The sequence below is a fragment of the Stenotrophomonas sp. YJH_SMC_33 genome, assembly GCF_059372295.1.
Map to the genome: position 1 here is coordinate 197,398 of NZ_JCAFVJ010000005.1, position 25,020 is coordinate 222,417.

Here is a 25,020-nt window from a genome sequence, read left to right on the forward strand (position 1 = left end):
ACCGTATGGGGTCCCGGACCATACTCAAAACGTCCTAGAATCCGCCTTCCCCCGGCTCCCTGGTGTGTCATGTCGGCTCCCCCCTCTTCGTCTGCGGCTGCCCCCCGGGGTGGCCTTGTTGCGCTGGCATTGCTGCTGGTCTACGTGGTCTGGGGGTCGACCTACCTGGGCATCGCCAAGGCCCTGCACGGGGGCGCGCTGCCGCTGACGATGGTGTCCGGCAGCCGGTTCATCATTGCCGGTGGCCTGATGTTCCTGGCCTTGCGCCTGTTCTGGAAGATGCCGAACCCGACCCTGCGGCAGTGGCGCAACCTGGGCATCATGGGCGTGACCATGCTGGTGCTGGGCAACGGCATGGTGGTGCTGGCCGAGCGCGAGGTGTCCTCGGGACTGGCAGCCACTGCGGTGGCCTCGGTGCCGCTGTGGATGGCGCTGTTCTCGGCGCTGCGCGGCCAGCACGCCAGCCGCGGTGAGTGGCTGGGCATCGCCATCGGCTTCCTCGGCGTGGTCTGGCTCAACGCAGGCAGCAGCCTGACCGCCTCGCCGACCGGGCTGGTGCTGCTGCTGATCGCGCCGGTCGGCTGGGCATTCGGCTCGGTGTGGGCACGCGGACTGGACCTGCCGGGCCCGTTCATGACCGCCGCCGGGCAGATGATCTGTGGCGGTGTGCTGCTGGTGCTGATCGGCCTGGCGGTCGGCGAGCGCCCGACCACGCTGCCCGATACCGGTGGCCTGCTGGCGATGGCCTACCTGTGCGTGTTCGGCTCCATCGTCGCGTTCACCGCCTACGTGTGGCTGCTGCAGAACGTGCGCCCGGCGCTGGCTGGCAGCTATGCATACGTCAATCCGGTCATTGCGGTGCTGCTGGGCGCGCTGCTCAACGGTGAGCGCTTCGGCTGGCGCGACCTGCTGGCGATGGCGGTGATTCTCTTGGGTGTGGTGGTACTGACGATGGCAAGGACGCGCAAGAAATGAGCATGGACGAGAAAGAACAGCGCCGTGGCCTGCTGGTCACGGCTTCCACCTTCGTCATCTGGGGTCTGGTGCCGGTGTACTGGCACCTGCTCAATGAGGTGCCATCGTTCCAGATCATCGCCCACCGCATCATCTGGAGCACCGTGCTGGTGCTGGGCTGGCTGCTGCTCAGCGCACGCCTGGGCTGGTGGCGGAAGATCGCTGCGCAGCCGCGCGCGCTGCCGATTCTGCTGGTCTCGAGCCTGACCATCGCCTTCAACTGGGGCCTGTACATCTGGGCGGTCAACGCCGGCCATGTGATCGAGACCAGCCTGGGCTATTTCATCAACCCGCTGGTGAACGTGCTGCTGGGCGTGCTGGTGCTGAAGGAGCGGCTGCGCCGCCTGCAATGGGTGGCGGTGGCGATGGCGGCAGTGGGCGTGGCCTGGCTGACCATCGATGCCGGCACACCACCATGGATCGCGCTGGGCCTGGCCTGTTCGTTCGGCCTGTACGGCCTGCTGCGCAAGCTGGTTTCGGTCGATCCGGTGGCGGGCCTTGGCGTGGAGAGCATGTACCTGTTCCTGCCGGCGCTGGGCTTCGCGATCTGGGCCGAAAATGGTCATGGGGGCGCGTTCTTCCACGGCTGGGGCTGGCGCAACGACCTGCTGCTGATCTTCGGCGGTGTGGTGACGGCGGTACCGTTGATTGGCTTTGCCTACGGCGTGAAGCGCATTCCGTTGTCACTGGTCGGCATCCTGCAGTACATCGCGCCGAGCCTGCAGCTGCTGCTGGGCGTGTTCTTCTTCCACGAAGCCTTCGACGCCGGCAAGGCGATTGGCTTTGCCGCGATCTGGGCCGGCCTGATCCTGTTCGTTGGCGACAACATCCGCACGATGCGCGCCAAGCGGTAGCACCGGGCCGGATCGACTGGCACGCATGAAAAAAAGAGCGGCGCCCCGGGGGGCGCCGCCCTGCTTCCATCCACCGCCAGGAGAGAGATGGCGGTGGCGGGAACGCGGGTGCAGGCTCAGAAGCGCTGCTGGTACTTCATGTACATGAAACGACCGATGTCGAAACCGCCGTAGTAGACGAAGCTGCTGTTGGGCTGGCTGTACATGATCGGACCCTGGTGGTCGAACACGTTGTTCAGGCCCAGCGAGACGGTGCCGTCCCACGGCAGGGCGTAACGCACCTGCAGGTCGTGGAAGGTGTTCGAACCCACCTTGTTGGTCGGCGAGGCATCGGTGTAGGCCGAGCTGAAGCCCGGCATGTTGCACTCGTCCATGTAGGAGCACTTCTCCTTCATGCTGGAGTAGTAGCGTGCAGTCCAGCCGATGCCCAGGTTGCCGTACTGCCAGTCCAGGTTGAGGGTAGAGCGCACACGGAAGTTGCCACCCCAGCTGGTCAGCTGTTCCACCGGCGTGGTCGCGGCGTTGTCGTTGCGCTGCTCCAGATAGTCGGTATAGGTGGTGTTCCAGGTAACGGCGAACTTGCCGAACGCGGTTTCCGGCAGGCGGTAGCGCGCGCTGATGTCATAGCCGGCGGTTTCGCGGTAGCCGGCGTTGACCAGCGAACGGTCCAGCGTGTTGACCTGGCCGTTGCTGCTACGGGTGAAGCGGCCGCAGGCGGCGTCCGAGCCCTGCACGTAGCACTGTTCCAGGATGTTGGTGGCCGACTCGCCAACGATGGCGTTGTCGATGCGGATCTTCCACCAGTCCAGGCTGACGTCCAGGCCCTGCACGAAGTCGGGGCTGTAGACCAGGCCCACGGTCCAGGTCTTGGCGGTTTCCGGCTTCAGGTTCGGGTTGGAACCGGAGTTGAAATCGGTGGTGGCCTGCTGGCCCGGCTTGCTGGCCACGCTGCCGTCGCTGTTGAGCTGGCGGAAGTTGGCCGGCACCTTCAGGGCCTTGCAGCGTGCGGCAACGGCGGCGCTGGTGGCGGCAGTGCCGAACGAGGTATCGCACGGGTCGGTGAACGAGTCACGGCTGCTGACAGTGCCGCCGTACAGGTCGTCCACGGTCGGTGCACGGAAGCCGGTGCCGTAGGTGGCGCGCACCAGCAGGCTGTCGATCGGCTTCCACTTCACGCCGAACTTGCTGTTGGTGGTGGAACCGAAATTGTTGTAGTCCGAGTAGCGACCGGCAACGTCCAGCGAAAGCTCGCGGGCGAAGGCCATGTCGGCCAGCAGCGGCACCTGCATTTCCAGGTAGACCTCGTTGAGCGAGTAGTCACCCTGGGTCGGCTTGCCGCTGGTGCCGGCAATCTGGCCGTTCTGCACCATCAGGTCCGGGGTGTAGCGTGCTTCTTCGGTGCGGTGCTCGAAGCCCATCGCAGCCATGATGTCGCCGGCCGGCAGCGAGAACAGCGAGCCGGAGATGTTGGCGCTGGCCACCTTGGTGGTGGTCTGGCTCTTGTCCACGTAGCGGGCGAACAGGTAGTCCTGCACGTCCTGGTTGCTCAGCGAGCCCGGGCCGGTGTAGCCCATCGGCGCGGCCGGGTTCCACGGCACGCAGCCGGCGATCACCGCAGTGCGGGTACCGCAGTAGGCCACGCCGTTCTCGATGAAGGACGGGCCGACGGCCAGGTTGACGTTCGGCTGGTACATGCTGCCGGTGCCGACGCGCTCGCCTTCATTGCGGTTGTAGGTGTAGCTGACGTTCCAGTCCCAGTAGCGCGAGCCGGTTTCGAAGCTGCCTTCCAGGCCCAGGCTGCCGCGCTTGGTTTCCAGGGTGTTCTCGGTGCCGCGCAGCATCTCTTCGGTGCGATGCGAGAACAGCACGTCCTGGCCCCACAGGTTGAATGCGCTGTCCTTGGACAGGGCGGCGCGGCTGCCGTTGCGCGCCTGCGTGGCGGTGACCGAGTACGGGTAGCCAGCCAGGTGCTTGGTCGATTCGCGCTTGCTGTACATGGCATCGGCAACGATGCGCAGGTCATCGGTGATCGAGAAGCCGCCGTTGGCGAACACCGAGGTGCGCTCCAGGCCGGTCAGCAGGCTCATGTTGGTCTTGGTGTTGGCACCATCGGCCGGGTTCGGCGCGTGGAAGTTGCCGGCGCTGGTCGGGTCGCCGCCCGGACCGACGGTCAGCGGCTTGCCGCCGACGGTGACGCTGCCCCACGGCGTGGTGCCGTTGAGGCCATCGTTCGGATGGCGCGGACCGTTGACGTAGCGGCTGAACTCGCGCGCGCCGCCCATCACTTCGTCTTCCTTGGTGCGCTCGGCGCCAACGCTGAACCAACCGCGGTCGAAGGTCTTGCCGAAAGTGGCACTGTAGGAGCGCTTCTGCCCATCGCCTTCGCCGTACTGGCCGACGTAGACGCTGGCTTCGCCACCATCGAAGTTCTTGCGGGTGATGATGTTGACCACACCGGCGATGGCATCGGAGCCGTACAACGCCGATGCGCCATCGGTCAGCACTTCCACGCGCTCCACGATGGCCGAGGGGATCGAGGCCAGGTCGGAATAACCGCCGGCGCTGACGCCCATGCGGCGGCCGTCGATCAGCACCAGGCTGCGTTCCGGGCCCAGGTTGCGCAGGCTGACATACATTCCGCCGAAATCGCGCGATGAGGTCAGCGACGACGCGCGGCTCATGCTTGGCGAGCCGGCAGCGGTCACATCCTGCAGGATGTCGGCGACGTTGACGTAGCCCTTCTTCTCGATCTCCGCGCGGTTGAGCGCGACCACCGGCTGAGCGGTTTCGACACTGGCCTGGCGGATGCGCGAGCCGGTGATTTCGATGCGGTCGAGGTTGGTGGTGTTGTCGCCCGCATCCTGTGCGAAGGCGGGGGTAGTGCAGCTGGCGGCCAGCGCGATGATGATCGCGTTGCGCAGCGGGGTGGTCTTCAGGGACATCCGTGAAATCTCGTGTTTCAGAAAAAACAAGCGTCCATTCTGTGGACGCGTGGGGTGCTGCAAACCAACGTGGGGGGCCGGATTCTAGAGTGTTTTCATTCGCAACTGTTTGTCGCGATGCTGCGGAATGTGCGTGAACATGAATCGCAACCAACAATCCACAGATGCGCTGTGCGCGGCGTCACGCGCGCTGCGTTCGCGATGGGCAGAGGCATCGATAGCGGCACGAAGCTGGCACGCTTGAGTAGTTGCGACAACGCGTCGCAGTACGCGCTTGTATGCAGGCGCGCAGTCGTTGTGATGCATCTGCCCGCATGAAATGCTCTTCGCCTCGTCATCGAAGGCAGGAGATGAAGGAATGATCCAGCTTGAAGAAGCACGCCGTCGCGTGGAGGCTGCACTTGCCAGCGACGATGAGCCGGTTGCCATCACGCATGAGCACGAAGTGGTCGAAGGCTGGCTGTTCTGCTTCCAGTCGCTGCGCTACCTGCAATCCGGCGAAATCTCGGATGCATTGGCCGGCAATGGGCCGATCTTCGTCGACCGGCACACAGGCGAGCAGCACGCGCTGGGCACGGCGTATCCGCCCGAGGAAGTCCTCCGCCAGCATCTGGCCGCGCGCGGCCCCGCCGTTTGATGCTGCGGCGGCGGATGTCTGAGTTCGGCAACCTGAAAGGGACGGAGCCTTCGCTCCGTCCCTGCAGGATGTGCGAAATGCCGCTGCGTGATGCTCAGGTTTCGCGCAGCGCCGTGGTGATCGGCAAACGTGCCGCGCGCAGCGCCGGGAACAGGCCGCCGACCAGGCCGATGCCCAGCGCCCATTTCAGTCCGGTCCACAGCAGTTCCGGCGATACATGGAACTTGAACACCACTGCGCTGAAGTTGCTGCCGATGGTGGACACGCTGTAGCCATTGAACAGCAGCCACGCCACCGCACAGCCGAGCAGGCCACCGAGCAGCGCCAGCAGCATCGTCTCCAGCATCACTGCCGTCACCACCGGCAGGCCGCGGAAACCGATCGCGCGCATGGTGGCGATCTCGCGCGCACGGGTGGCCACTGCCGCATACATGGTGTTGAGTGCGCCGAACACTGCACCCACCGCCATGATCGTGCCGATCACCTTGCCGAGGATGTCGATCAGCTTGGTCAGCCCGCCGCCCTGCTTGCTGTAGTAGACACGGGTGGTTTCCACGTCAAGCTTCAGGCGTGGGTCGGCGGCGACTGCTGCCTTGAACTGCTCGAATCCGGCCTTGCCCTCGGTACGCACGCTGATCGACTGCCAGGCGCTGCGCTGGTAGGTGGTGGCCAGTGTATCGGCGTCGGTCCACAGCTCCGAATCGTGCGCGTCGCCGGTGGCGAATACACCCACCACGGTCCAGGTCTGGTTGCCCAGGGTCAGCGTCCTGCCCACGTCCATGTCGCGGAACTGGCCCTTGGCACCCTGGCCGACCACGATCTCGCGCAGGCCGGTGGCGAACCTGCGGCCTTCGATGATCTTGACCTTGTCATGCACGGCCCAGGCCTGCGGACCGACGCCGCGGAACTGCGCGTTGACGTCGGTGCCATCGGACTTGGACACCAGGTTGACCACCTGCGACAGTTCCGGTGACAGCAACGGCCGGCCCTGCGCATCGCGGCTGATGCCGGGCAGGGTGGACAGCATCGGTACCTGCTCGCGGGTGATCACCGAGTTGGTCTCGGCCTGCGAGCCACCGCGCAGCACGATGGCGGTGGTGTCATCGCCGGTGTTGTTGAGCGTGGCCTGGAAGCCTTCGCCCATCGCCAGCATCGCCACCAGCACGCCGACCACGCCGGCAATGCCGACCACGATCACCGACGATGCGCCCCAGCGCTGCGGCAGGCTGGCCACGCCGATGCGGGTGGCGGCCAACGCCAGCCGTCCGCCGCGGGTCAGCAGCAGCCACAGCGCCACCAGCACGGCCACGGCCAGCACGCCGATCCACGGCAGGCTGATCCACAGCACCAGGCCGATCGCAAGCAGCAGCACGGTTATGCCGTTGCCCAGCCACTTCTTGAGCTTGTTCATCTGCAATCCTCCTCAGCGGCCGGCCAGTGCATCGACGATTTTCAGGCGCTTGGCACGCAGCGCGGGCAGCAGCCCCACGATGATGCCGATCACCACGATCAGGCCCAGCCCCATCAGCCAGGTTGGTGTCGGTACGTGCGGCGGCAGCATGCCCATGCTCTTCGGGCCGATCGCCGGCAGGATCAGGGCGGCCAGGCCCATGCCGATCAGGCCGCCCAGGCCGATCAGCAGCACCGACTCCACCATCACCAGGGTCAGCACGGTGCCGTCCTTGAAGCCGAGTGTCTTCAGCGTGGCCAGCTCCGGCACGCGCTCGCGCACCGCCTGCGCCATGGTGTTGCCGGTCAACAGCAGCAGGGTGAAAAACACCGCACCCATGATCGAGGTGACGATCATGCCGATATCCGCGAACTGCTTGACGAAGGCCTGCTGGAAGGCCGATTCGGTCTGGGTCTTGGTCTCGTGGTCGGAGTTGGCCGAGATCGCGTCGATCGCCTGCGCCACCCGCGAAGAGTGGTCCGGGTTGTCCAGCGTCACCGTGTACCAGCTCACCTGGTTCTTGATGTAGTCGTTGGATTCATCGAAGTACTTCCAGTTCATCATCAACTGGCGTTCTTCGTTGGCGGCCAGCGCACGGTCCTTGGAACGGTAGATGCCCTTGAGCACCAGCGGCCAGTCGTTGCTGCCGCCACGCGGGAAGATCGTGGCCTGCAGCGGGATGGTGTCGCCGATCTTCCAGCCGAACTGCTTGGCCAGGGTTTCGCCGACGATGGCGCCGGTACGGGTCTGCTTCCAGTCCTCCAGCTGTGCCGGGTCGATCTGCAGCTCGCGGTAGACATCGAAGTAGTTGGGGGACACCGAGAAGTTCGGGAAGAAGTTCTTCGGGTCCTGGTAGATGCCGCCGAACCACATGCCGTAGGCCACGTCGCGCACGCCGGCCACCTGGCGGACCTGGGTTTCCAGGCGGATCGGCAGCGACTGGGTGATCGACAGCCGCGAGGCCACGATCAGCCGGTTGGCACCTTCCACGCTGCCACCCGACGAGAACGCCACCCGCACCGAATCGAGCATGCCGAACAGCAGGAACGCGGCCACCACCGAGAGCAGGGTCAGCAGGGTGCGGGTACGGCTGCGGAACAGCTGCGCCCACACCAACGAGAAGTATTTCATCGCCGTGGCCTCCGTCAGTGGGCCAGCGGCGCGTCGGCCAGCTCGCCCTTGTCCAGGTGCACCGTGTGCGTGGCGTACTCGGCGGCCTTCGGGTCATGGGTGACCATGATGATGGTCTTGCCGTGTTCGCGGTTGAGCTGCTGCAGCAGGCCAAGGATCTCCTCGGCCGACTGGCGGTCGAGGTCGCCGGTGGGTTCGTCGCAGATCAGGAAGGTCGGGTCGGAGACGATCGCCCGCGCGATCGCCACGCGCTGCTGCTGGCCGCCGGACAGTTCATTGGGGCGATGGCTGCGGCGGTCAGCCAGGCCGACCAGGGTCAGCGCGATCTCGGCATTGCGGCGGCGCTGCGCGGCATTGAGATGGGTCAGCAGCAGCGGCAGCTCCACGTTCTTCTGCGCGGTCAGCATCGGCATCAGGTTGTAGAACTGGAACACGAAGCCGACGTGGTGGCTGCGCCAGGTCGACAGCTGGCCGCCGCTCATCTGGTCGATGCGCTCGCCCTCGATGCTGATCTCGCCGCCGCTGGGGTTGTCCAGGCCGCCGATCAGGTTGAGCAGGGTGGTCTTGCCCGAGCCGGACGGACCCATCAGCGCGACGAAGTCGCCGCTGGCGATGTCCAGGTCGATGCCGTGCAGCACCTGCACTTTCTCGGGGCCACGCTGGTAGGTCTTGGTGATGTTGCGCAGTGAAACCAGGGTCGACATGGGTGGTTCTCCACGGAAGGCGGGAAACGGGGAAGCGCCACGGCAAGGGGCCGCAGGCGTGCGTCGAGCGGTGCTGCCGGCGGCGCCCGTGGGCGCCAGGCCGCTACTGCGCTTGTTTCTGTTGCACCTTGGCGCCATCGCGCAGGGTGTCCGGCGGGTTCAGCACCACCGATTCACCTGCGCTCACGCCCTTGAGGATCTGGCGGTCCTTGCCCATTGCCTGGCCAGCCTCGACCGTGCGCTGCTGCACGCGGTTCTCGTCACCCAGTACGAAGGCCACCGGGGCGCCCTCGCGCTGGACCACCGCGCCAGCCGGCACGCGCACGCCCTGCGGTTTGGTTGTGGCCTGCGGCTGTGCCTGTTCCAGGAAGCTGACCCGCACGCCCATTTCCGGCACGATGCGCGGGTCCTTCACCTTCAGCGCCACGCGCACCTTCACCGTGGCCTTGCCGCGGTCGGCGGTGGGGATGATGGCGATCACCTCGCCGGGAATCTTCCATTCGGGGTAGGCGTTGAGCGTGGCTTCCACCGGCATCTTCGGCTGCACGCGGCCGATGAAGGCCTCGCCGACCTCGACTTCTATCTCCAGCGAGTCCATGTCGACGATGGTGCCGATGCCGGTACGGGTGAAGCCACCGCCGGCCGACAGCGGCGAGACGATCTCACCGGGCTGCGCGGCCTTGGCGGTGACCACGCCGGAGAAGGGCGCGCGCACGATGTTGTTGTCCACACCCAGGTCGGCGATGGCCAGCTGGTCGTGGGCGACCTTGACGTTGCGCTGGGCCGTTTCCAGCTGCGCACGCAGGCTGTCGCGCTGGGCCACGGCCTGGTCGTACTGCGAACGTGACACCAGCTGCTGGCCGACCAGTGCCTGCAGGCGGCTGGCTTCGGCGGCGGCCTGCTTCTGCTGAGCCTCCAGCCCGGCCACCTGGCTGCGTGCGGCCTGCAGCTGCGAGGCATACAGGCTGCGCTGCGCATCGGCATCGATCGGGTCCAGCGTGGCCATCACCTGGCCGGCCTCGACCCGCATGCCTTCTTCGATCATCACCTCGCGCACCTTGCCGGTGATCTTGGCCGAGACCGTGGCCATGCGCCGGGCGACCACGTAGCCACTGGCGTCGAGCACCGAACTGCTGGCGCTACCCTGCTGGATGGCCACGGCCGGCGCGGTTTCCACCTCCACGGCCGGCGCACGGCCGAACAGGAACGCCACGGCAGCGGCGATCAGCAGCACGACCACGATGGTCGCGATCCACAACCAACGGCGACCACCGCCGTTGCTGCCACCACCGGAGGCGGGCGGCGGCGACTTGCGGTCGATACGGAGTTCCTTCAACAGCTCGGCAGAAGCGTTCATTCGTTCCATCACAGGCGTTCGGGCGGGTGTGGCCGGAAGCGCGGACGGCGGCGGTTCCGGCGGTGGAGCGTGCGGCACAGCATGAAGGCAGGCACAGCGATGACGGCAGTGACAGCTGTCACCCGATGACACTGACGGCGGCAACTGCGAAATGTGACCGCGGCGGCACAGGATGGCAACGTCCCCGCTGCCGGTACCGCTCATGGATCCGACCACCCCATCGCTGGCCCGCTGCAGCGGTACCGCCAAGCGTACCGTGATCTGCGGCGGGTTGCGCCGGTGCCACCTTGCCGGCGGTGGCGCCTGCGCGCAGCCAGCCGAACTGGCATGATCGGCGGCGATCATCCCCGCCTGGAACCGCCTGTGCCGTCCACCTGGCTTGCCTCCCTGCTGCGCCCCGCGCCGGACTCGGCGGTGGCCGAGACGCTGCGCCGGGGAAAATCACCCTGGAGCGAGGCGATCCACCTGCTGTGGTCGGTGTGGATCTTCCTGACGCCCTTGCTCGGCCATGGCTTCACCCTGCGCTGGCTGCTGCTTACAGTGGCCAGCTATCCGGTGTTCCTGCTGCTGTACGCCAAGGTGATGGTGGCGCCACGCCATCACGCGCCGCGCTATGCCCTGGGCCTGATCGGGATGTCGCTGGTGCTGCTGCCGTGGTACCCGTCCGGGTTGACCTACTTCGTGTTCGGCTGCGTGCTGCTGCGGGTGAGCGGACGCGGTGGCTGGTGGCAGTACCTGCTGCAGCTCACTGGCCTGAACCTCCTGTTCTGCGGCCTCGCACTGCTGTTCCAGTACCCGTGGCAGAGCCTGGTCTGGATCCCCGCCGTGTCCTATATCGTCGGGTTGGTCGTGAACGTGGAGGCACTCAACCAGCAGAAGGATGCGGCACTGCAGCTGTCGCAGGACGAGGTGCGGCGGCTCGCAGCCACCGCCGAGCGCGAACGCATCGGCCGCGACCTGCACGACCTGCTCGGCCATACCCTGTCGTTGATCACGTTGAAGCTGGAACTGGCCCGCAAGCTGCACGATCGTGGCGACGCGCGGGCGCGGCAGGAAATCGGCGAAGCCGAGGACATTGCCCGCGAAGCGCTGGCGCAGGTGCGCAGCGCGGTCACCGGTATCCGCGCCAGTGACCTGGCCGGTGAGTTGGCGTCGGCGCGGCTGCTGCTGGAGTGCCAGCAGGTCCACCTTCAATACGCACCACCACCGGCGATGCCGGTGGATGTCGAACGCGGGCTGGCGCTGGTGCTGCGCGAGGCCGCGACCAACATCGTGCGCCATGCACAGGCGACACAGGCACGGGTGGAATTCATGCTGGAAGGACGCATGCTGGCGATGCAGATCCGCGATGATGGTCGTGGCGGTGTGCAGGCCGAGGGCAACGGGTTGTGCGGCATGCGCGAACGCGTGGCCGCCCTGGGGGGCAACCTTCAGGTTCAGTCCGCAAAGGGCGAGGGCACGCTGCTGACCGTGCGCGTGCCACTGGCTGCTGCGACCACACCGTTGCCGCCAGGCACGCCGTCGTCGCTGGTGCAGGACGGTGCCGCATGATCCGCATCCTGCTGGCCGAGGACCAGGCGATGGTGCGCGGCGCACTGTCGGCGCTGCTGGGGTTGGAGCCTGATATCGAGGTGCTGGGCAGCGCCGCCGACGGCGAAACCGCGTGGCGCATGCTGCAGCAGCTGAAGCCGGACATCCTGGTCACCGACATCGAGATGCCGGGCCTGTCCGGGCTGGAGCTGGCGCAGCGCATCGCCCGCCATGAGCTGCCGATCAAGGTGGTGATCGTAACCACCTTCGCACGCGCCGGTTTCCTGCGCCGCGCGCTGGAGGCGGGCGTGCTGGGCTACCTGCTGAAGGACGCACCGGCCGAGAACCTGGCCGATGCACTGCGCAAGGTGAAACAGGGCATCCGTGCGATCGACCCGCAGCTGGCACTGGATGCGTGGTCGCAGGCCGATCCGCTGACCGACCGCGAGCGCCGTGTGCTGCGTCTGGCAGGGGAGGGCCGAACCGCCAGCGAGATTGCCGAGCAGCTGGGGTTGTCGCACGGTACGGTGCGCAATTACCTGTCCGAGTGCATCGGCAAGCTGGGTGTGGCCAACCGGATTGAGGCCTATCGGCTGGCGCGACAGAAGGGGTGGTTGTAGCGGCGGCCTGCTTTTCCCGGTGATGTCATTTCCGCGACCGCGGAGGGGTGTCACTTTCTTTGCGCGCAAAGAAAGTAACCAAAGAAACGCTCCGCCGGCCGCGAGCCGACGTGCTGCGCACGCCGGTGCCCTGCGCTCCTCGGCCCGCCGAGGGACGGCGCGGAACTCGCTGCGCTCAGACACCCGCGCCTCTTCGCCCTCGCCGGACCTGCGGTGCTCGGCTCGCTCAAGGCGGACTGGAAGGTCAAGATCAACGGCAACAGCATCCACGCATGGCGTGGATCTCTGGGTGCAGCTGTCGCTCTTGATGTTGGGTCCGCCTTGAGCGAGCCGAGCATCGCAGGGGAATCAGGGGCGAAGAGGCGCCGGTGTTTGAGCGTAGCGAGTTCGGCGCCGTCCCCTGATTCACCGAGAAGCACAGGGCACCGGTGCGCAGCACCGGCTCGCGCTCTGGCGGCGCGTTTCTTTTGGTTACTTTTCTTTTCGCGCGAAAAGAAAAGTGACACCCCACCGCAGGCGCGGAAACGATCCGCCGGGCATGGCCCGGCGCTACTCATGCGTGGGCGCAGAGGAGCTCGCTCTCAATCCTTCCCGCGCGCCATCGCCTGGAACACCCCATCGCGCCGCACCCACAGGTGGAACAGCGCCGCACCCACGTGCATCAGCACCGTTGCGAACAGCACGTAGGCCAGCAGACTGTGCGCATTACGCAACGCGGCGTACAGCGCCGGTGTGTGTGGCACGATCGGCGGCAGGTGCAGGCCGCCCCACAGCACGATCGGGTAACCGCCTGCCGACAGCATCGCCCAGCCGATCAACGGCATCGCCAGCATCAGCGCATACAACATCCAGTGCGAGGCCTTGGCCGCCAGCACCTGCCAGGCGGGCAGGTCGGAAGGCAGCGGCGGCGGGCGATGGCGCAGCCGGTTGTACAGGCGCAGCAGCACCAGCACCAGGATGGCGATGCCCAGCGGGCGGTGCAGGTCGATCAGCATTGGCCGCAGGTGCAGTGAGGCGACCATGGTCACGCCGATGAACAGCATGGCGATGATCATCAGTGCCATGGACCAGTGCAGCACCCGCGCCAGCAGGTTGAAGTGGCCGTTGCCGATGCTCATCGTGCGGCCTCCTTCGGTTGTTCGACGTTGCCGGTGGCGCGCTCGCGTTCGCGGCGGTTGAAGGACTGCGAATACACCGCCGAGCGGGCGGCCAGGATCGGATCGTCACTGCCGCGCACGCCGCTGGGCAGGATCAGCGGATCGAAGTTGATCTGACCGCAGGCACCCTGTTCCTGCGACTGCATGCGGTCCACGCTGAGTACGCCGGCCACTACCTGGTCACGCGACTCGGGCCATGGCACCGACGGATCATCGATGGCATCGCCGGGCTCGGCGGTGGTCACGACCAGGTTCCAGCGCACCGGGCCGTTGGCCAGGCGCTGCTGCAGTTCCTGGCTGAGGAAATCGACGCTGGCCTGCTTGCGCGTTTCCGCATCCATCTCCACCACCGGCGCCTGCGGCTGCCAGCGCCAGCGCACCGCGCGCTTCTGGCCCTGCGCATTGGTGAACCAGAAGCTGTTGACGCTGTTGAAGGTGGTGTCGGCCCAGCTGCTGGTCCACGGCGCCGTCCTGGCCCACTGCTGGAAGGCCTGCGCACTGGGGTACTTCGCCAGCACCGCAGCCATCTTCTGCGGGTCGGGCTTGCCGGTGGCCGGGTCGGGAATGGAAGCGCGGGTCTGCTCGTAGAACGCCTCGGCGCTGGGCACCGCGAAGAACGGGAAGCTGTTCATCGCCATGCGCCATTCCTGCCCATCATCGCTGACCATCTGCACCGCGAGGCTGCGCACGCGTGCAGTGTTGTCGGCGCCGTACGGGTCGCCGCCGCCGATCGACAGGCGGCCCATCACCGGCACGCGGCGCTGCGAGAACACCCGTGCACTGGACAGGGTGCGGGCCTGCGCACTGGGTTCGAACCAGCCGCTCACGCAGATGCCCTTGCTGTGCGCGCGGCGGAAGCCCGGGTGGGCCGGGCCGGTGGCCTCGATGGTATCGGTGAAGCGCTGCGCGGTGAGGCGGTTTCCAATCCAGCCGGCCAGCCAGGCGAAGGCCAGCGCCACGGCACCCAGAATGAGCGCGATCAGTGCGATCCAGAGCAGCGGCGAATGCCTGCGCGGTGCGCCCGCCGTCTGGCCGGCACGGGTGTAGCGGAAGAGCGACATGGTCGGAGTCCTGCCTTCACGGAGCGTGTGGGTGGTCGACCCACACATCCTCGCAGAACCCTTCCAGGCCCGGTATTCAAATTTTCGTCAAGTTTGCCGGGGACGGCGTGCCGACCAAGGTCGGCACCCACCCGATCAGCTGTAGCGCGCCTTCAGCATCGCCCACGCCGAGCGCAACGCCAGCGCTTCGCCACCGGCCGGACGGCCCGGGCGTTCGCCGTCGTTCCAGGCGTACACGTCCAGGTGCGCCCAGCGCTGGCCGTCTTCCAGGAAGCGTTCCAGGTACAGCGCGGCGGTCACCGAGCCGGCCATGCGCGAACCGGCGTTGGCCAGGTCGGCGATGCCGCTGCTCAGGTAGCGCAGGTAGGGGCGCCACAGCGGCATCCGCCAGACCGGGTCGCGGGTCGCGTCACCGGCCTGCAGCCACTGCTGGGCCACCGTGTCATCGTTGCTGAAGAGCGCTGGCAGATCCGGGCCCAGTGCGATGCGCGCGGCACCGGTGAGGGTGGCGAAGTCCAGCACCAGGTCCGGCTTCTGCTCACCGGCGAAGGTCAATGCGTCGCACAGGATCACGCGGCCTTCGGCGTCGGTGTTGTCGATCTCCACGCTCAGGCCCTTGCGGGTGGCGATCACTTCACCCGGGCGGAACGCCTCCGGACCGATCGCGTTTTCCACCGCCGGCACCAGCAGGGTCAAACGTACCGGCAGCCCGCGTGCCATCACCAGGCCGGCCAGGGCCAGCGCATGCGCGGCGCCGCCCATGTCCTTCTTCATGTTGCGCATGCCGTCGGCCGGCTTGATGTCCAGGCCGCCGGTGTCGAAGCAGACGCCCTTGCCGACCAGCACCAGCGACGGATCGGTGTCCTTGCCCCAGCGCAGCACCACCAGACGCGGCGCGCGGTGCGATGCGCGGCCCACGGCGTGGATGGCCGGGAAGTTGTGCTTCAGCAGTTCGTCACCGGTGATCGCCTCGACCTGCGCGCCGTGCGCAGCGGCCAGGGCGCGGGCAGCGTCTTCCAGCTGCTGCGGGCCCATATCTTCGGTGGGAGTGTTGACCCAGTCGCGCACGCGCAGGCTGGCGGTGATCAGGTCGGCCACCTCGCCGGTCGGCGCGGCTACCAGTTGCGCCGGTGCGCGGTGGCGCTTGCGGTAGCGGTCGAAGCGGTAGCTGCCCAAGCCCCAGCCCAGCTGCAGCAGCGCCTGTTCGGCGGCCGGCAGTTCGTTGGCCAGCTGCCACACGCTGCCTTCCGGCAGGGCGTGCGGGGCATGCGAATAGCTGTAGGCATCGGCGCGATCACCCACACCGATCACCGCTCCGGACAGGCCATCGGCGCCGGGCAGCAACGCCGTGGTGAAGGCACCGGCGGTGAAGCCCTGCGATGCCAGCCAGGCCTGGGTGGCGGCCGGTTGGCCGTCCTTCCAGGCGGCGAACTGCTCGCGGTCCAGCACGTACAGCGGCAGCGCTGCGGCGGTGTCGGCAGTGAAACCAGTGATCTCGCTCATGCGTCAGGTACTCCGGAGTGCGGCGGCGTCGAGGTTGGCATCCAACCAGTCGGCCAGGCCGGTGAGGGTGTCGAACTGCAGGTCCGGCTGCAGCTGCGGATGGGTCCAGGTGGCTGCCTCGCGGTTGATCCAGCACCCGCGCAGGCCGGCGGCAATCGCCCCGGCCACGTCCATGTCGGCATGATCGCCGACGTGCAGTACCTGTGCCGGCGCGACACCCAGTCGGGTGCAGGCAGCGTGGAAGATGCTGGCTTCGGGCTTGGCCGCGCCATGCTCGCGCGCACCCAGCTGGAAGGCGAAATGATGGGCCAGGCCGACCCGTTCCAGGTCGGCATTGCCATTGCTCAGCGCCGCCACCGGAACCCGCGCGGCAATCCGTGCCAGTGCATCGATCGCATCGGGATAGCACTCCACCTGGTTGCGTGCGGCGTAGAACACTTCATACGCAGGCTCCAGCAGATCGAGGCTGGCACCGCTGGTGTGCAGTGCTTCGTGCAGGGTCAGCCGGCGCAGCGCACTCAGGTCGTGGTGGAGGTGCGGATGGGCGTGGTACAGCCGCTCGCGCAGTTCGCGCATCGCCTCCACCGGATACATCGCGGCGGTAGCGGGGCTGTGTTCGCACATCCAGGTGTGCAGGACCTGTTCGATGCGGGCGCCGATCGGAGCGAACGGCCACAGCGTGTCGTCAAGGTCGAGGGTGATGGCTTGGACGGGGAAATTCACCCCGCCATTCTACCCCTGCCCGCGCGGGCTTTCATTCCAGCAGGCGTGCCCAGCCCTGCATGCCGTCCAGGCGTGCCAGCACCAGCTTGATGCACACCAGCAGCGGCACCGCCAGCAGCAGCCCGATCATGCCCCAGGCCCAGCCGAACACCATCAGCGCCAGGATCAGCACCAGCGGCGACAGCTTCATCCGACGGCCCAGCACGATCGGGGTCACCATCTGCCCTTCCAGTGTGTGCAGGCCCAGGTAGGCGGCTGCGGGCAGCAGGGCCTGCAGCGGGTCGCGGAACTCGACGAAGCCCATCAACAGCATCAGCGCCACGCCGATCAGCGGACCCACATACGGCGCAAAATTCAGCAGCGCGGCCACCGTGCCCCACAGCAGCGCTTCCTGCAGGCCGATACCGAGCAGCATCAGCACGCCGGCGAACACCAGCCCGACCAAGGTGTTGATGACGGTGATGGTCAGCACGTAACGCGAGACCTCGCGTTCGATCGAACGCAGGATGTCGGTAGTGAAGCGCTGCTGCTGGCGGTTGGGGAACAGGGCGATCGCCGCGCGCTGCAGGCTCTGCCCGTAGATCATGAAGAACAGCGTCAGCAGCACCACGGCCAACACCGAGGCAGCCAGCCGCGGTGCACGGGTCAGCATGCGGTAGGGGTCGTCGAGCTGGGTGCGGATCACCTGCACCTTGTGGTTGCTGTCACCGCCGGCCACACGGGCGAAGTTTTCCGCCGCCTGGTTGGCCTGCTGCACCGGCTTGGTCAGGTTCTGCACCTGGCGGGCGACCTTGCGCAGCTGCTGCGGTGCTTCCTGCGCCCATTCCATCGCCGGTCCGATCAGCTGCACGGCCAGCGAACCGGTCACGCCCAGGCCCGCACCGAGGATCAACAGCGCGCCCAGCGCGCGCGGAATCCACAGCTTCTGCAGCAGGCGCAGGATGGGATTGCCGACCAGCGCGAAGAACATCGCAAGCAGCACCGGCAGGATGATGTCCTGCGCCGCCCATAGCGTATAGCCCACGGCCAGGGTCGCCAGCACAACCAGCGACATCGGTCCGCGTGGGCGCGACGGGGGCGGCAGCGGTGCCTCGGATGCGTCGTGGCCGGCCGGTGACGGGGACAGGGAGGACTCGCTCATCGACGCATCAGCCGGAAAGGGGAGCGCATTATCCGCCGGCCGCGACCGGCGCGGCGGATTCCAGGGATCAACGTTCGGACAGCTCGGTGGCCGCCTCGGCCGGGCGCGGTTCGCGCAGGTCCGGTTCCGGCTCCGGCTCCGGCACAGCTCGCGCTGCCGCTGCGGGCCGTGCTTCAGCGGCGGAGGCCGCTGCGTGTGCCTGTTCGCTGGCATCGCCGGCTTCTTCGGCCGCATCGTCGGCGGTGGCCGCCGCCTGCGCCGCCATCGCCGTGGCGAACGCCGCCTGCGCACTGGCGAACAGGTTCGAGACCGAACCCACCATCTGCAGCCAGCGCGCACCGTTGACCTTGCCCGGCATTTCCAGCTTGCCGGCAATGAAGCCACCGGCCAGGCCCACTACCACGATGCGTAGTGGCGACCAGCCCTGGCGCCAGACCTGGCCGAGCGTGGACCAGTGGTCCTGGGTCTCGACCAGACGCACGGTTACCACCTGTTCGCAGCGCTTCACCCGACGCTGCAGCGCACCGAACTTCATGGCTTGCCCTCTGGCAGCTCCACATCGGCATCGGGGTCGTCTTCGCTGGGCTCGTCGAACAGGCCCAGGCGGGACAGCTGGCGCCGGGTGGCGTGCATGCCGGTGTGGTGGAAGAAGTAGGACACCCGCCAGATCGCATAACCGGTGACGGCCAGGCTCAGCAGCGAGGTGATCAGCAGTGCCTGCAGCCAGCTCAGGCCCCAGCTTTGCAGCAGCGCGATAAGGGTGGCGGCCATCAGCAGCCAGGCCGACGCACCAAATACGATCGCTACGCCGGCCCAGGCCAGCGCGCGGCCGAAGGCACTGCGTGCCAGCGCGAAGTCGGCCGAGGCCAACCGGCGCAGCGAACGCAGCGAGTGCTTGGCCGAGTCGGCAGCGGCACGACCGGCCGCGCCGACCTGGCGGATGCTCTCCTCCAGCGGCGGGGTAGCCGCCGGATCAGGGGCTTGCGCGTTGTCTTCGCTCACGCCGCGGCTTACTTGTCGCTGCTGCCGCGGGCCAGCTTGGCGATGATCCAGCCGGCCGCGAAGGCAACACCGAACGAGGCCAGCGGACGCTCACGGATCAATTCGGCGGCGCTGTCGATCAGGTCCTTGCCCTTGTCCATCAGCGCATCGACCTGCTCCTTGGCGGCGGCACCACCAAACTCGGCAGCGGCCAGGCCGGACAGTGCACTGTCGGACAGTTCAGCCTTGACGTTGGCCTTGCCGATGCGCAGTTCGTCGGTCGCGGCACCGGTGGCGCCCTTGATCGCACCGCCGGCGGCGCTGGCGGCCTGCTTCAGGTGGGAACCGGCTTCACCCAGGTGTTCCTTCAGGTTCTCGGTATTGGTGGGGCTCATCGAATCACTCCTGTTGCGATGGGGGAACGGCGTCGGCGGTGCCGACCTGGACTGACAGCAATAGCATTGCCGGGGTATAGGGGGTGTTACGGCAGGGCGATCAGCGCATCACGAGCTGGCCCTGCTGCTGGCCGTTGTTGCGCAGCACGCGCACCACCAGGGTCGGCGGGCGTTGCTGGAAGTTGGCGCGCCAACTGGCCAGGTCGGCGAATTCGCCCACGGTGGCGTCGGTGATGATGTCGCCCTGCTGCAGGCCGTTGCTGGCAGCGCGGCTGCCGCGCTTGACCTCGCTGACCAGCACGCCGCCGACACCGGATTGGCGCAGTGACTCGGGCAGGTCGACGAAGGTCGCGCCGGTCAGGCGCGGGTCCAGGCTCTCACCGGTGACCGCGCGCGCCTGTTCCTTCAGTGTCGCCTTGATCTGCAGTGGCTTGCCTTCGCGGCGTACGTCCAGCGTCATCGCGCTGCCGACGGCCGCCAGGCCTTCCACGTTGTGCAGGGCCTCGGCGCTGTCCACGCGCTGGCCGTTGGCCGACACCACCACGTCGCCCGGCTTCAGCCCGGCTGCGGCGGCGGCCGAGCCGGCCAGCACGCGGGTGATCAGCGCACCGCGGGTTTCGCCCAGGCCCAGGCCCTGCGCGATCTGCGCGGTCAGGTTCTGGCTTTCCACGCCCAGCGTGCCGCGCACCACCACGCCGTGCTTGACCAGCTGGTCGACCACGCTGCGCGCCAGGTTGGAAGGAATCGCCAGGCCCAGGCCGATGTTGCCGGCCATGCTGCCCTGCGGGTTGAAGCTGGCGGTATTGATGCCGACCAGCTGGCCCTGCAGGTCGACCAGCGCGCCACCGGAGTTGCCCGGATTGATCGACGCATCGGTCTGGATGAAGTTCTGGTAGCCCAGCCCGCGGATGCCGCTGCGGCCCACCGCCGAAACGATACCCGAGGTAACGGTCTGGCTGAAGCCGAACGGGTTGCCGATGGCCACCACGAAGTCGCCTACGCGCAGCTGGTCGCTGTTGCCGAGCTTGATGTCGGTCAGGTTCTGCGCCGGGATGCGGATCAGCGCGATGTCGGTATCGCGGTCCGAGCCGAGGAACTCGGCCTTGACCGTGCGCCCGTCCGCCAGTGTCACCTGTACGTCATCGGCGTTGTCGATGACATGGTGGTTGGTCAGCACCAGCCCCTCCTTGGCGTCGATGATCACGCCCGAGCCCAGCGATTCGTTGATGCGTTCCTGTGGGATATCCGGGAACAGGCGGCGGAAGAACGGGTCGTTGAAGAAGGGGTTGCGCACGCGCACCACCTGCTTGGTGTTGACACTGACCACCGCCGGCATTGCCTTTTCCAGCATCGGTGCCAGCGACGGCACCGCCTGACCGGCCACCGAAGCCGGCAAGGCCGCCGTGGTCGGCAACACCGCCGGCAGCGGCGCGGCGTCGGCACGGTTGTCCATGTGGGCATTGATGCCGGTGGCAACGAAGCCACCGAAGGCGGCGGCGATTGCGAGCGTGAGCAGGGTAGGAAGCGGTCGCATGGGAGTCGGTTCGCTGGCGTGGGTGGGGGCGGTACGGCCCTACGGTAGAACAAGCTGAATGAGTGTGTCGCGATCTGGATAAATGCGCCATGAAAACGCCATGCCCGGAACCCGGGCCAACATCGCTACCGTGGGCCGCAGGCGGCAACGCCGGAGGTTCCTCGCACTGTGCCGACGTCTGCCCAAGCGCGTGGGTATGCAGGCCGATGCTTGCGCAGTTCTGCGCATCCCGATGCCGCGATGCGCCATATCGCATGCCTTTCGCGACGTCCGGGCGGGGTGTGCGCACGCAGCCCCTGCCGCTGCCCGCATCGTGCGGCGCAGCACTGAAAAAAGGGGTTTCCCGTCAACACATCGTACTCGCGAGGGTACCCGACTACACCATTGCCGTCGCATCAGATGCGATTGCTCGTGCGTGCCCCGTTCCACGATCGTCAATGTCGGTATAGCATCGCCCCGTTTTGATACTTAAGGTCCCCAGGAGGGCAACATGAGCAACGGTAATGGTGTGTCGGTCGTGACCGACGCCGTCGAGAACGTCAAAGAAACCGCCACCAACGTTGGCGAGACCATCGCCCACGCTGCCGAAGACGCAGTGCAGTCGGTCAAGAAGACCGTCAAGCGCGCCACCAAGGCTGCCGGTACCCGCGTTGCCAAGGCCAAGAAGGCCGTGGCCAAGGTCGAGAAGACCGTTGCCAAGAAGGCCGAGAAGGCTGCCAAGTCGGTGGGCAAGACTGTTGCCAACGCCAAGAAGAAGCTGGAAGCCGCCAAGAAGAACGCCAAGGCCGAAGCCGCTGCCCTGAAGAAGGAAGTGGCCAAGAAGAAGGCAGCTGCAGGCAAGGCTGTGACCAAGAAGGCCGCTGCTGCCAAGAAGACCACCAAGGCCGCCACCAAGGCTGCCGGCAAGAAGGTCGCCACCGTGAAGAAGGCCGCCACCAAGAAGGCTGCCGTCGCGAAGAAGACCGTTGCCAAGAAGACCGCGGCCGCCAAGAAGGTTGTCGGCAAGAAGGTCGCTACCGCCAAGAAGGCCGTGGCCAAGAAGACCGTCGCCGCCAAGAAGGTCGCTGGCAAGAAGGCCGTGGCTGCGAAGAAGGTTGTCGGCAAGAAGGTTGCCGCCACCAAGAAGGTCGCCACCAGGAAGACCGCTGCCGCCAAGAAGGTTGTGGGCAAGAAGGCTGCTGTCGCCAAGAAGGCCGTCGGCAAGAAGACCGCCGCTGCCAAGAAGGTTGTCGGCAAGAAGACCGCCGTTGCCAAGAAGGCAGTTGGCAAGAAGGTTGCCGCCACCCGCAAGACGGTTGCCAAGAAGGCTGCGCCGCTGAAGAAGGTCGCCGCCAAGAAGGCTCCGGCCAAGAAGGCCGTGCGCAAGGTCGCCAAGCGCAAGTAATCGCGCCGTGACCGAAGGCCCTGCCACCCCCCGGGTGGTGGGGCCTTTCGCGTTTCTGGGACGCGGTCTGGGGCAAGATGCAGGTTGTTCCCGCCGGAGCCCCGGGCATGCGCGGTATCGACTTCAGTTCCTGGCAGGGCGTGCTGTCCACCTTGGCCGGCCTGGTCCTGATCACCCTGCTGGGCGTGGGCATCCGCCTGCTGGTGATGCAGACCCTGCAACAGCGCCGCGAGCGCGAGAACCGGCAGATCAATGAACGGCTGCGCACACTGATGGCGGCCTACAAGACCCTGGGCGGTTCGTTCACCGGCGAACTGGGTGTGGATCCCAGCCATCGCCGTGACCTGCGCCAGCGCGAGGATGCCGAGGGCATCGCCGAGCCCCGTTCGGATCGCGCGCGCCGCATTCGTGATGCCGTTGAAGCGGCGTTGTCGGACATCCTGCTGCTGGGCACCGACGAACAGGTGCGGCTGGCCGCGCGTGCCGCCAATGAACTGGCACAGGGGCGGCCGGTACATACCCACGAACTGGTGGTCTCGCTGCGCGACTTCGTGCGCGAAGCGCTGGATCTGGCGCCGATTCCGGCCGACCTGCAGATACCGCCGCAGGGGCCGACCCGGCCGGGTGGCGCCAGTGGCGGCGGCAAGGGCCGCAACGAGGGCGATGCCAAGGGCGGTCGTGCGGGTGGAGGAGGTGGCGGTGGCGGAATGGGCGCTGGGATGGGCGGTGTGGGCCTCGGCGCTGGCGCCGCACTGGGCGCCGGCCATGCCGCTGCCAGCGATGAAACGGACGCGCGCTGAGCACGTCCGCCCGGTTCAGCGCGTCAGTTCGTAGATCGGCACGAAGCCGCCGTAGATCATCCGCGCGCCGTCGAACGGCATCGGATTCGTCGCCGGATCAAACCTTGGGTCTTCCATCATCTTCTTCATGCCGGCGTCGCGGGTCGGCTTGTCCGGCCATTCGATCCAGGAAAACACCACCGTCTCATCCGGCGTGGCTTTCACCGCGCCGAAGAAGTCGGTGGTCTTGCCGTGCGGCACGTCATCGCCCCAGCACTCGACCACGCGCAGCGCGCCGTATTCGATGAAAACGGGATCTCCTGTGCGTGCGTGGGCGAGGAACTTCTCCTTGTTGGCGGTGGGCACCGCCAGGACGAAACCATCGATGTAGCTCATTGCCTGCCTCCGGATGGACCGTGCCGCATGCACGGCCTTCAAGTACCCGACGAACCAGGGCGTCGTGGATCGACATCCTGCAACCGGAAGTCGTTGTGCCGATGAAATGCACGCGCGCCGCGCGCGTATGCCAGAAACAGCCTGAATCAAGCCAAAAAATTCAGCAATGCGAAGAACGCTGTTTTCAGGGAGCGTTGTGGCGAATAACGGAGAATTTACATTCCCGATGCGATGGCGCCTTGGCGCTGCTGCACACCATAAGAAAGTAAAGGTGTACCCCCATGAAGAATTCGCTGATTGCTCTGGCCCTGGCCGCTGCCCTGCCGTTCACCGCCTCGGCTGCTGAGAACCTGTCGTACAACTATGCCGAAGCCGACTACGCCAAGACCGACATCGATGCGTTCAAGGCCGACGGCTGGGGCGTGAAGGGCTCGTACGGCTTCCTGCCGAACTTCCACGCTTTCGGTGATTACAGCCGCCAGGAAATCGACCACACCAACATCAAGCTGGACCAGTGGAAGATCGGCGCCGGCTACAACGTTGAAATCGCCCCGACCACCGACTTCGTTGCTCGCGTTGCCTACCAGAAGCGCGACCAGAAGCACGGCCTGGACTTCAACGGCTACAGCGCTGAAGCCGGTATCCGCACCGCCTTCGGTGCCCACGCCGAAGTCTACGGCATGGTCGGCTACGAAGATTTCTCGAAGAAGCACGGCATCAATCCGGAAGGCCAGTGGTACGGCCGCCTGGGTGGTCAGGTCAAGCTGAACCAGAACTGGGGCCTGAACGGCGAGCTGAAGATGAACCGCGACGGCGACAAGGAATACACCGTCGGCCCGCGCTTCAGCTGGTAATTGCTTCCTCGGCGCGCCTGCGCGCTGAAGATGCCTCGACAGGCCCGGCTTATGCCGGGCCTGTTGCGTTGTGACGACCCGAAACCGCAGCTGAGCATGTTCCGAGGCCGCTGCTGCGTTGCAATAAATTGGATTCCGCTGCTCCCGGCGCGGCCCTACGGTGGGCACTTCGTATCGTCGGATCCATGTGATGCCGCCTGCCGTTCCCGCTCTGCCCCTCGATCGGCCCCGCCGCCTGGCAATGCTGGCGCCGCATCCCGTGCTGCGTCTGGGGGTGGAGGTGGTGCTTTGCCAGCACGGTGGCGTGCAGGTCTGTGGCAGCTTCACCCGCGAAGCTGATCTGCTCGATCTGCTGCAGCGCCAGCCGGATGGCATCGACCTGCTGCTGATCGACCTGCTGGCGCCCTATGGTCCCGAACAGGGCCTGTCCCTGTTGCGGCTGTTGTCGCGGCGCTGGCCGCTGCTGCCGGTGCTGGTGCTGTCTGCGCACTGCAATGCCAGCATGGTGACCATGGCGATGCAGGCCGGCGCGCGCGGCTTCCTGTCAAAGGGAACCACGCCGGCGATGCTGCGGCGCGCGGTGGAGGTACTGGCCCGTGGCGGCCGCTTCGTGCCCCCGGAGCTGCGCACGCAGTTGAACCGATCACGCATGCGGCGCACACCGGCGCCGGTGCTGACGCCCTTGAGCCGACGTGAGCGCGAGGTGCTCCGGCTGGTCCTGCAGGGCTGCACCACCGGGGAGGTGGCGCGGCGCTTCGGGCGCACGGCCAGTACGGTCAGCACGCAGAAGCGGACGGCGTACGAGAAGCTGGGCATCCACAGCGATGGTGAGCTGTTCCGCATCCGGCACCTGCTCGAATGCGGATGAGCGGG

25 protein-coding genes are annotated in these 25,020 nt (G+C 66.8%); 10 read left to right on the forward strand and 15 right to left on the reverse strand.

The genetic code is table 11. From position 1 onward, the window contains the following. The first annotated feature begins 69 nt into the window (after positions 1-69). Together yedA and rarD are read left to right on the forward strand one after the other, a co-directional pair. Positions 70-975 carry a drug/metabolite exporter YedA gene (gene yedA, locus AC5P9W_RS10725; protein ID WP_019661823.1) on the forward strand — a complete coding sequence of 302 codons (906 nt, stop codon included), beginning with the start codon at positions 70-72 and terminating at the stop codon, positions 973-975. Continuing rightward, positions 972-1,868 carry an EamA family transporter RarD gene (gene rarD / locus AC5P9W_RS10730; RefSeq protein ID WP_019661822.1) on the forward strand — a complete coding sequence of 299 codons (897 nt, stop codon included), beginning with the start codon at positions 972-974 and terminating at the stop codon, positions 1,866-1,868. Before yedA ends, rarD begins: the two co-directional genes overlap by 4 nt. A gap of 116 nt (positions 1,869-1,984) precedes the next feature. Here rarD and AC5P9W_RS10735 read toward each other — a convergent pair whose 3' ends face one another. Further along, complete coding sequence (locus AC5P9W_RS10735; RefSeq protein WP_206621617.1) at positions 1,985-4,810, reverse strand: TonB-dependent receptor; 2,826 nt, start codon at positions 4,808-4,810, stop codon at positions 1,985-1,987. A gap of 358 nt (positions 4,811-5,168) precedes the next feature. Between AC5P9W_RS10735 and AC5P9W_RS10740 the strand changes: the two genes are divergently transcribed. Further along, positions 5,169-5,447 (forward strand): YrhB domain-containing protein, encoded by a 279-nt coding sequence (locus tag AC5P9W_RS10740; RefSeq protein ID WP_019661820.1) that lies wholly within the window; start codon positions 5,169-5,171, stop codon positions 5,445-5,447. 94 nt (positions 5,448-5,541) lie between these two features. On the opposite strand, the gene AC5P9W_RS10745 is transcribed toward AC5P9W_RS10740, so the two are convergent. The 4 genes from AC5P9W_RS10745 to AC5P9W_RS10760 form a co-directional block, all read right to left on the reverse strand. Continuing rightward, positions 5,542-6,858 carry an ABC transporter permease gene (locus tag AC5P9W_RS10745; protein ID WP_021203845.1) on the reverse strand — a complete coding sequence of 439 codons (1,317 nt, stop codon included), beginning with the start codon at positions 6,856-6,858 and terminating at the stop codon, positions 5,542-5,544. A gap of 12 nt (positions 6,859-6,870) precedes the next feature. Beyond that, positions 6,871-8,028, reverse strand: coding sequence for an ABC transporter permease (locus AC5P9W_RS10750; RefSeq protein WP_021203846.1), 1,158 nt, complete (start codon positions 8,026-8,028; stop codon positions 6,871-6,873). 14 nt (positions 8,029-8,042) lie between these two features. Further along, a complete protein-coding gene (locus tag AC5P9W_RS10755; protein ID WP_004137569.1) occupies positions 8,043-8,732 on the reverse strand; it encodes an ABC transporter ATP-binding protein in 690 nt (229 codons plus the stop codon). Positions 8,733-8,835: 103 nt separating this feature from the next. Next, positions 8,836-10,089 (reverse strand): efflux RND transporter periplasmic adaptor subunit, encoded by a 1,254-nt coding sequence (locus tag AC5P9W_RS10760; protein ID WP_021203847.1) that lies wholly within the window; start codon positions 10,087-10,089, stop codon positions 8,836-8,838. Positions 10,090-10,291: 202 nt separating this feature from the next. Here AC5P9W_RS10760 and AC5P9W_RS10765 point away from each other — a divergent pair, with 202 nt between their 5' ends. The 3 genes from AC5P9W_RS10765 to AC5P9W_RS10775 are packed head-to-tail and all read left to right on the forward strand — an operon-like array spanning position 10,292 to position 12,239. Then, positions 10,292-10,420, forward strand: a complete 129-nt coding sequence (locus tag AC5P9W_RS10765; protein ID WP_021203848.1) for a hypothetical protein — start codon at positions 10,292-10,294, stop codon at positions 10,418-10,420. Beyond that, positions 10,417-11,640, forward strand: coding sequence for a sensor histidine kinase (locus AC5P9W_RS10770; RefSeq protein WP_021203849.1), 1,224 nt, complete (start codon positions 10,417-10,419; stop codon positions 11,638-11,640). Before AC5P9W_RS10765 ends, AC5P9W_RS10770 begins: the two co-directional genes overlap by 4 nt. After that, complete coding sequence (locus AC5P9W_RS10775; RefSeq protein WP_058979816.1) at positions 11,637-12,239, forward strand: response regulator transcription factor; 603 nt, start codon at positions 11,637-11,639, stop codon at positions 12,237-12,239. The genes AC5P9W_RS10770 and AC5P9W_RS10775 overlap by 4 nt, the downstream gene beginning before the upstream one ends. A 581-nt stretch (positions 12,240-12,820) precedes the next feature. Here the strand turns inward: AC5P9W_RS10775 and AC5P9W_RS10780 are convergent. The 9 genes from AC5P9W_RS10780 to AC5P9W_RS10820 all read right to left on the reverse strand — a co-directional run bounded on the left by AC5P9W_RS10780 (position 12,821) and on the right by AC5P9W_RS10820 (position 20,734). Next, a complete protein-coding gene (locus tag AC5P9W_RS10780) occupies positions 12,821-13,357 on the reverse strand; it encodes a cytochrome b (protein ID WP_019661813.1) in 537 nt (178 codons plus the stop codon). Next, positions 13,354-14,457 (reverse strand): catalase, encoded by a 1,104-nt coding sequence (locus tag AC5P9W_RS10785; RefSeq protein WP_197575448.1) that lies wholly within the window; start codon positions 14,455-14,457, stop codon positions 13,354-13,356. The genes AC5P9W_RS10780 and AC5P9W_RS10785 overlap by 4 nt, the downstream gene beginning before the upstream one ends. Before the next feature lie 135 nt (positions 14,458-14,592). Continuing rightward, entirely contained in the window at positions 14,593-15,960 is a 1,368-nt protein-coding gene (locus tag AC5P9W_RS10790; protein WP_021204734.1) for a leucyl aminopeptidase family protein, read from the reverse strand. Between the two features lie 3 nt (positions 15,961-15,963). Continuing rightward, a complete protein-coding gene (locus tag AC5P9W_RS10795; RefSeq protein ID WP_111101779.1) occupies positions 15,964-16,683 on the reverse strand; it encodes an HAD family hydrolase in 720 nt (239 codons plus the stop codon). Between the two features lie 31 nt (positions 16,684-16,714). Next, complete coding sequence (locus AC5P9W_RS10800) at positions 16,715-17,824, reverse strand: AI-2E family transporter (RefSeq protein WP_111101780.1); 1,110 nt, start codon at positions 17,822-17,824, stop codon at positions 16,715-16,717. Positions 17,825-17,891: 67 nt separating this feature from the next. Beyond that, positions 17,892-18,359, reverse strand: a complete 468-nt coding sequence (locus AC5P9W_RS10805; RefSeq protein ID WP_021204736.1) for a hypothetical protein — start codon at positions 18,357-18,359, stop codon at positions 17,892-17,894. Next, positions 18,356-18,826: a phage holin family protein gene (locus tag AC5P9W_RS10810; protein WP_111097669.1), complete on the reverse strand. Its 471-nt coding sequence runs from the start codon at positions 18,824-18,826 to the stop codon at positions 18,356-18,358. The genes AC5P9W_RS10805 and AC5P9W_RS10810 overlap by 4 nt, the downstream gene beginning before the upstream one ends. 8 nt (positions 18,827-18,834) lie before the next feature. Then, a complete protein-coding gene (locus AC5P9W_RS10815; protein ID WP_010486932.1) occupies positions 18,835-19,200 on the reverse strand; it encodes a hypothetical protein in 366 nt (121 codons plus the stop codon). A 100-nt stretch (positions 19,201-19,300) separates the two neighbouring features. Further along, complete coding sequence (locus AC5P9W_RS10820) at positions 19,301-20,734, reverse strand: Do family serine endopeptidase (protein WP_019661805.1); 1,434 nt, start codon at positions 20,732-20,734, stop codon at positions 19,301-19,303. A 490-nt stretch (positions 20,735-21,224) separates the two neighbouring features. On the opposite strand from AC5P9W_RS10820, the gene AC5P9W_RS10825 reads away from it, so the two are divergent. Further along, positions 21,225-22,118, forward strand: coding sequence for a histone (locus AC5P9W_RS10825; protein ID WP_478434381.1), 894 nt, complete (start codon positions 21,225-21,227; stop codon positions 22,116-22,118). Positions 22,119-22,225: 107 nt separating this feature from the next. Beyond that, on the forward strand, positions 22,226-22,918 hold the full coding sequence (locus tag AC5P9W_RS10830; protein WP_495219188.1) for a hypothetical protein: 693 nt from the start codon (positions 22,226-22,228) through the stop codon (positions 22,916-22,918). 15 nt (positions 22,919-22,933) lie between these two features. Here AC5P9W_RS10830 and AC5P9W_RS10835 read toward each other — a convergent pair whose 3' ends face one another. Then, entirely contained in the window at positions 22,934-23,293 is a 360-nt protein-coding gene (locus AC5P9W_RS10835; RefSeq protein WP_005407745.1) for a DUF1428 domain-containing protein, read from the reverse strand. Between the two features lie 281 nt (positions 23,294-23,574). On the opposite strand from AC5P9W_RS10835, the gene AC5P9W_RS10840 reads away from it, so the two are divergent. Next, positions 23,575-24,147: an OmpO family porin gene (locus AC5P9W_RS10840; protein WP_021204739.1), complete on the forward strand. Its 573-nt coding sequence runs from the start codon at positions 23,575-23,577 to the stop codon at positions 24,145-24,147. A 190-nt stretch (positions 24,148-24,337) separates the two neighbouring features. After that, positions 24,338-25,015 (forward strand): response regulator transcription factor, encoded by a 678-nt coding sequence (locus AC5P9W_RS10845; protein WP_021204740.1) that lies wholly within the window; start codon positions 24,338-24,340, stop codon positions 25,013-25,015. Positions 25,016-25,020 lie beyond the last annotated feature (5 nt).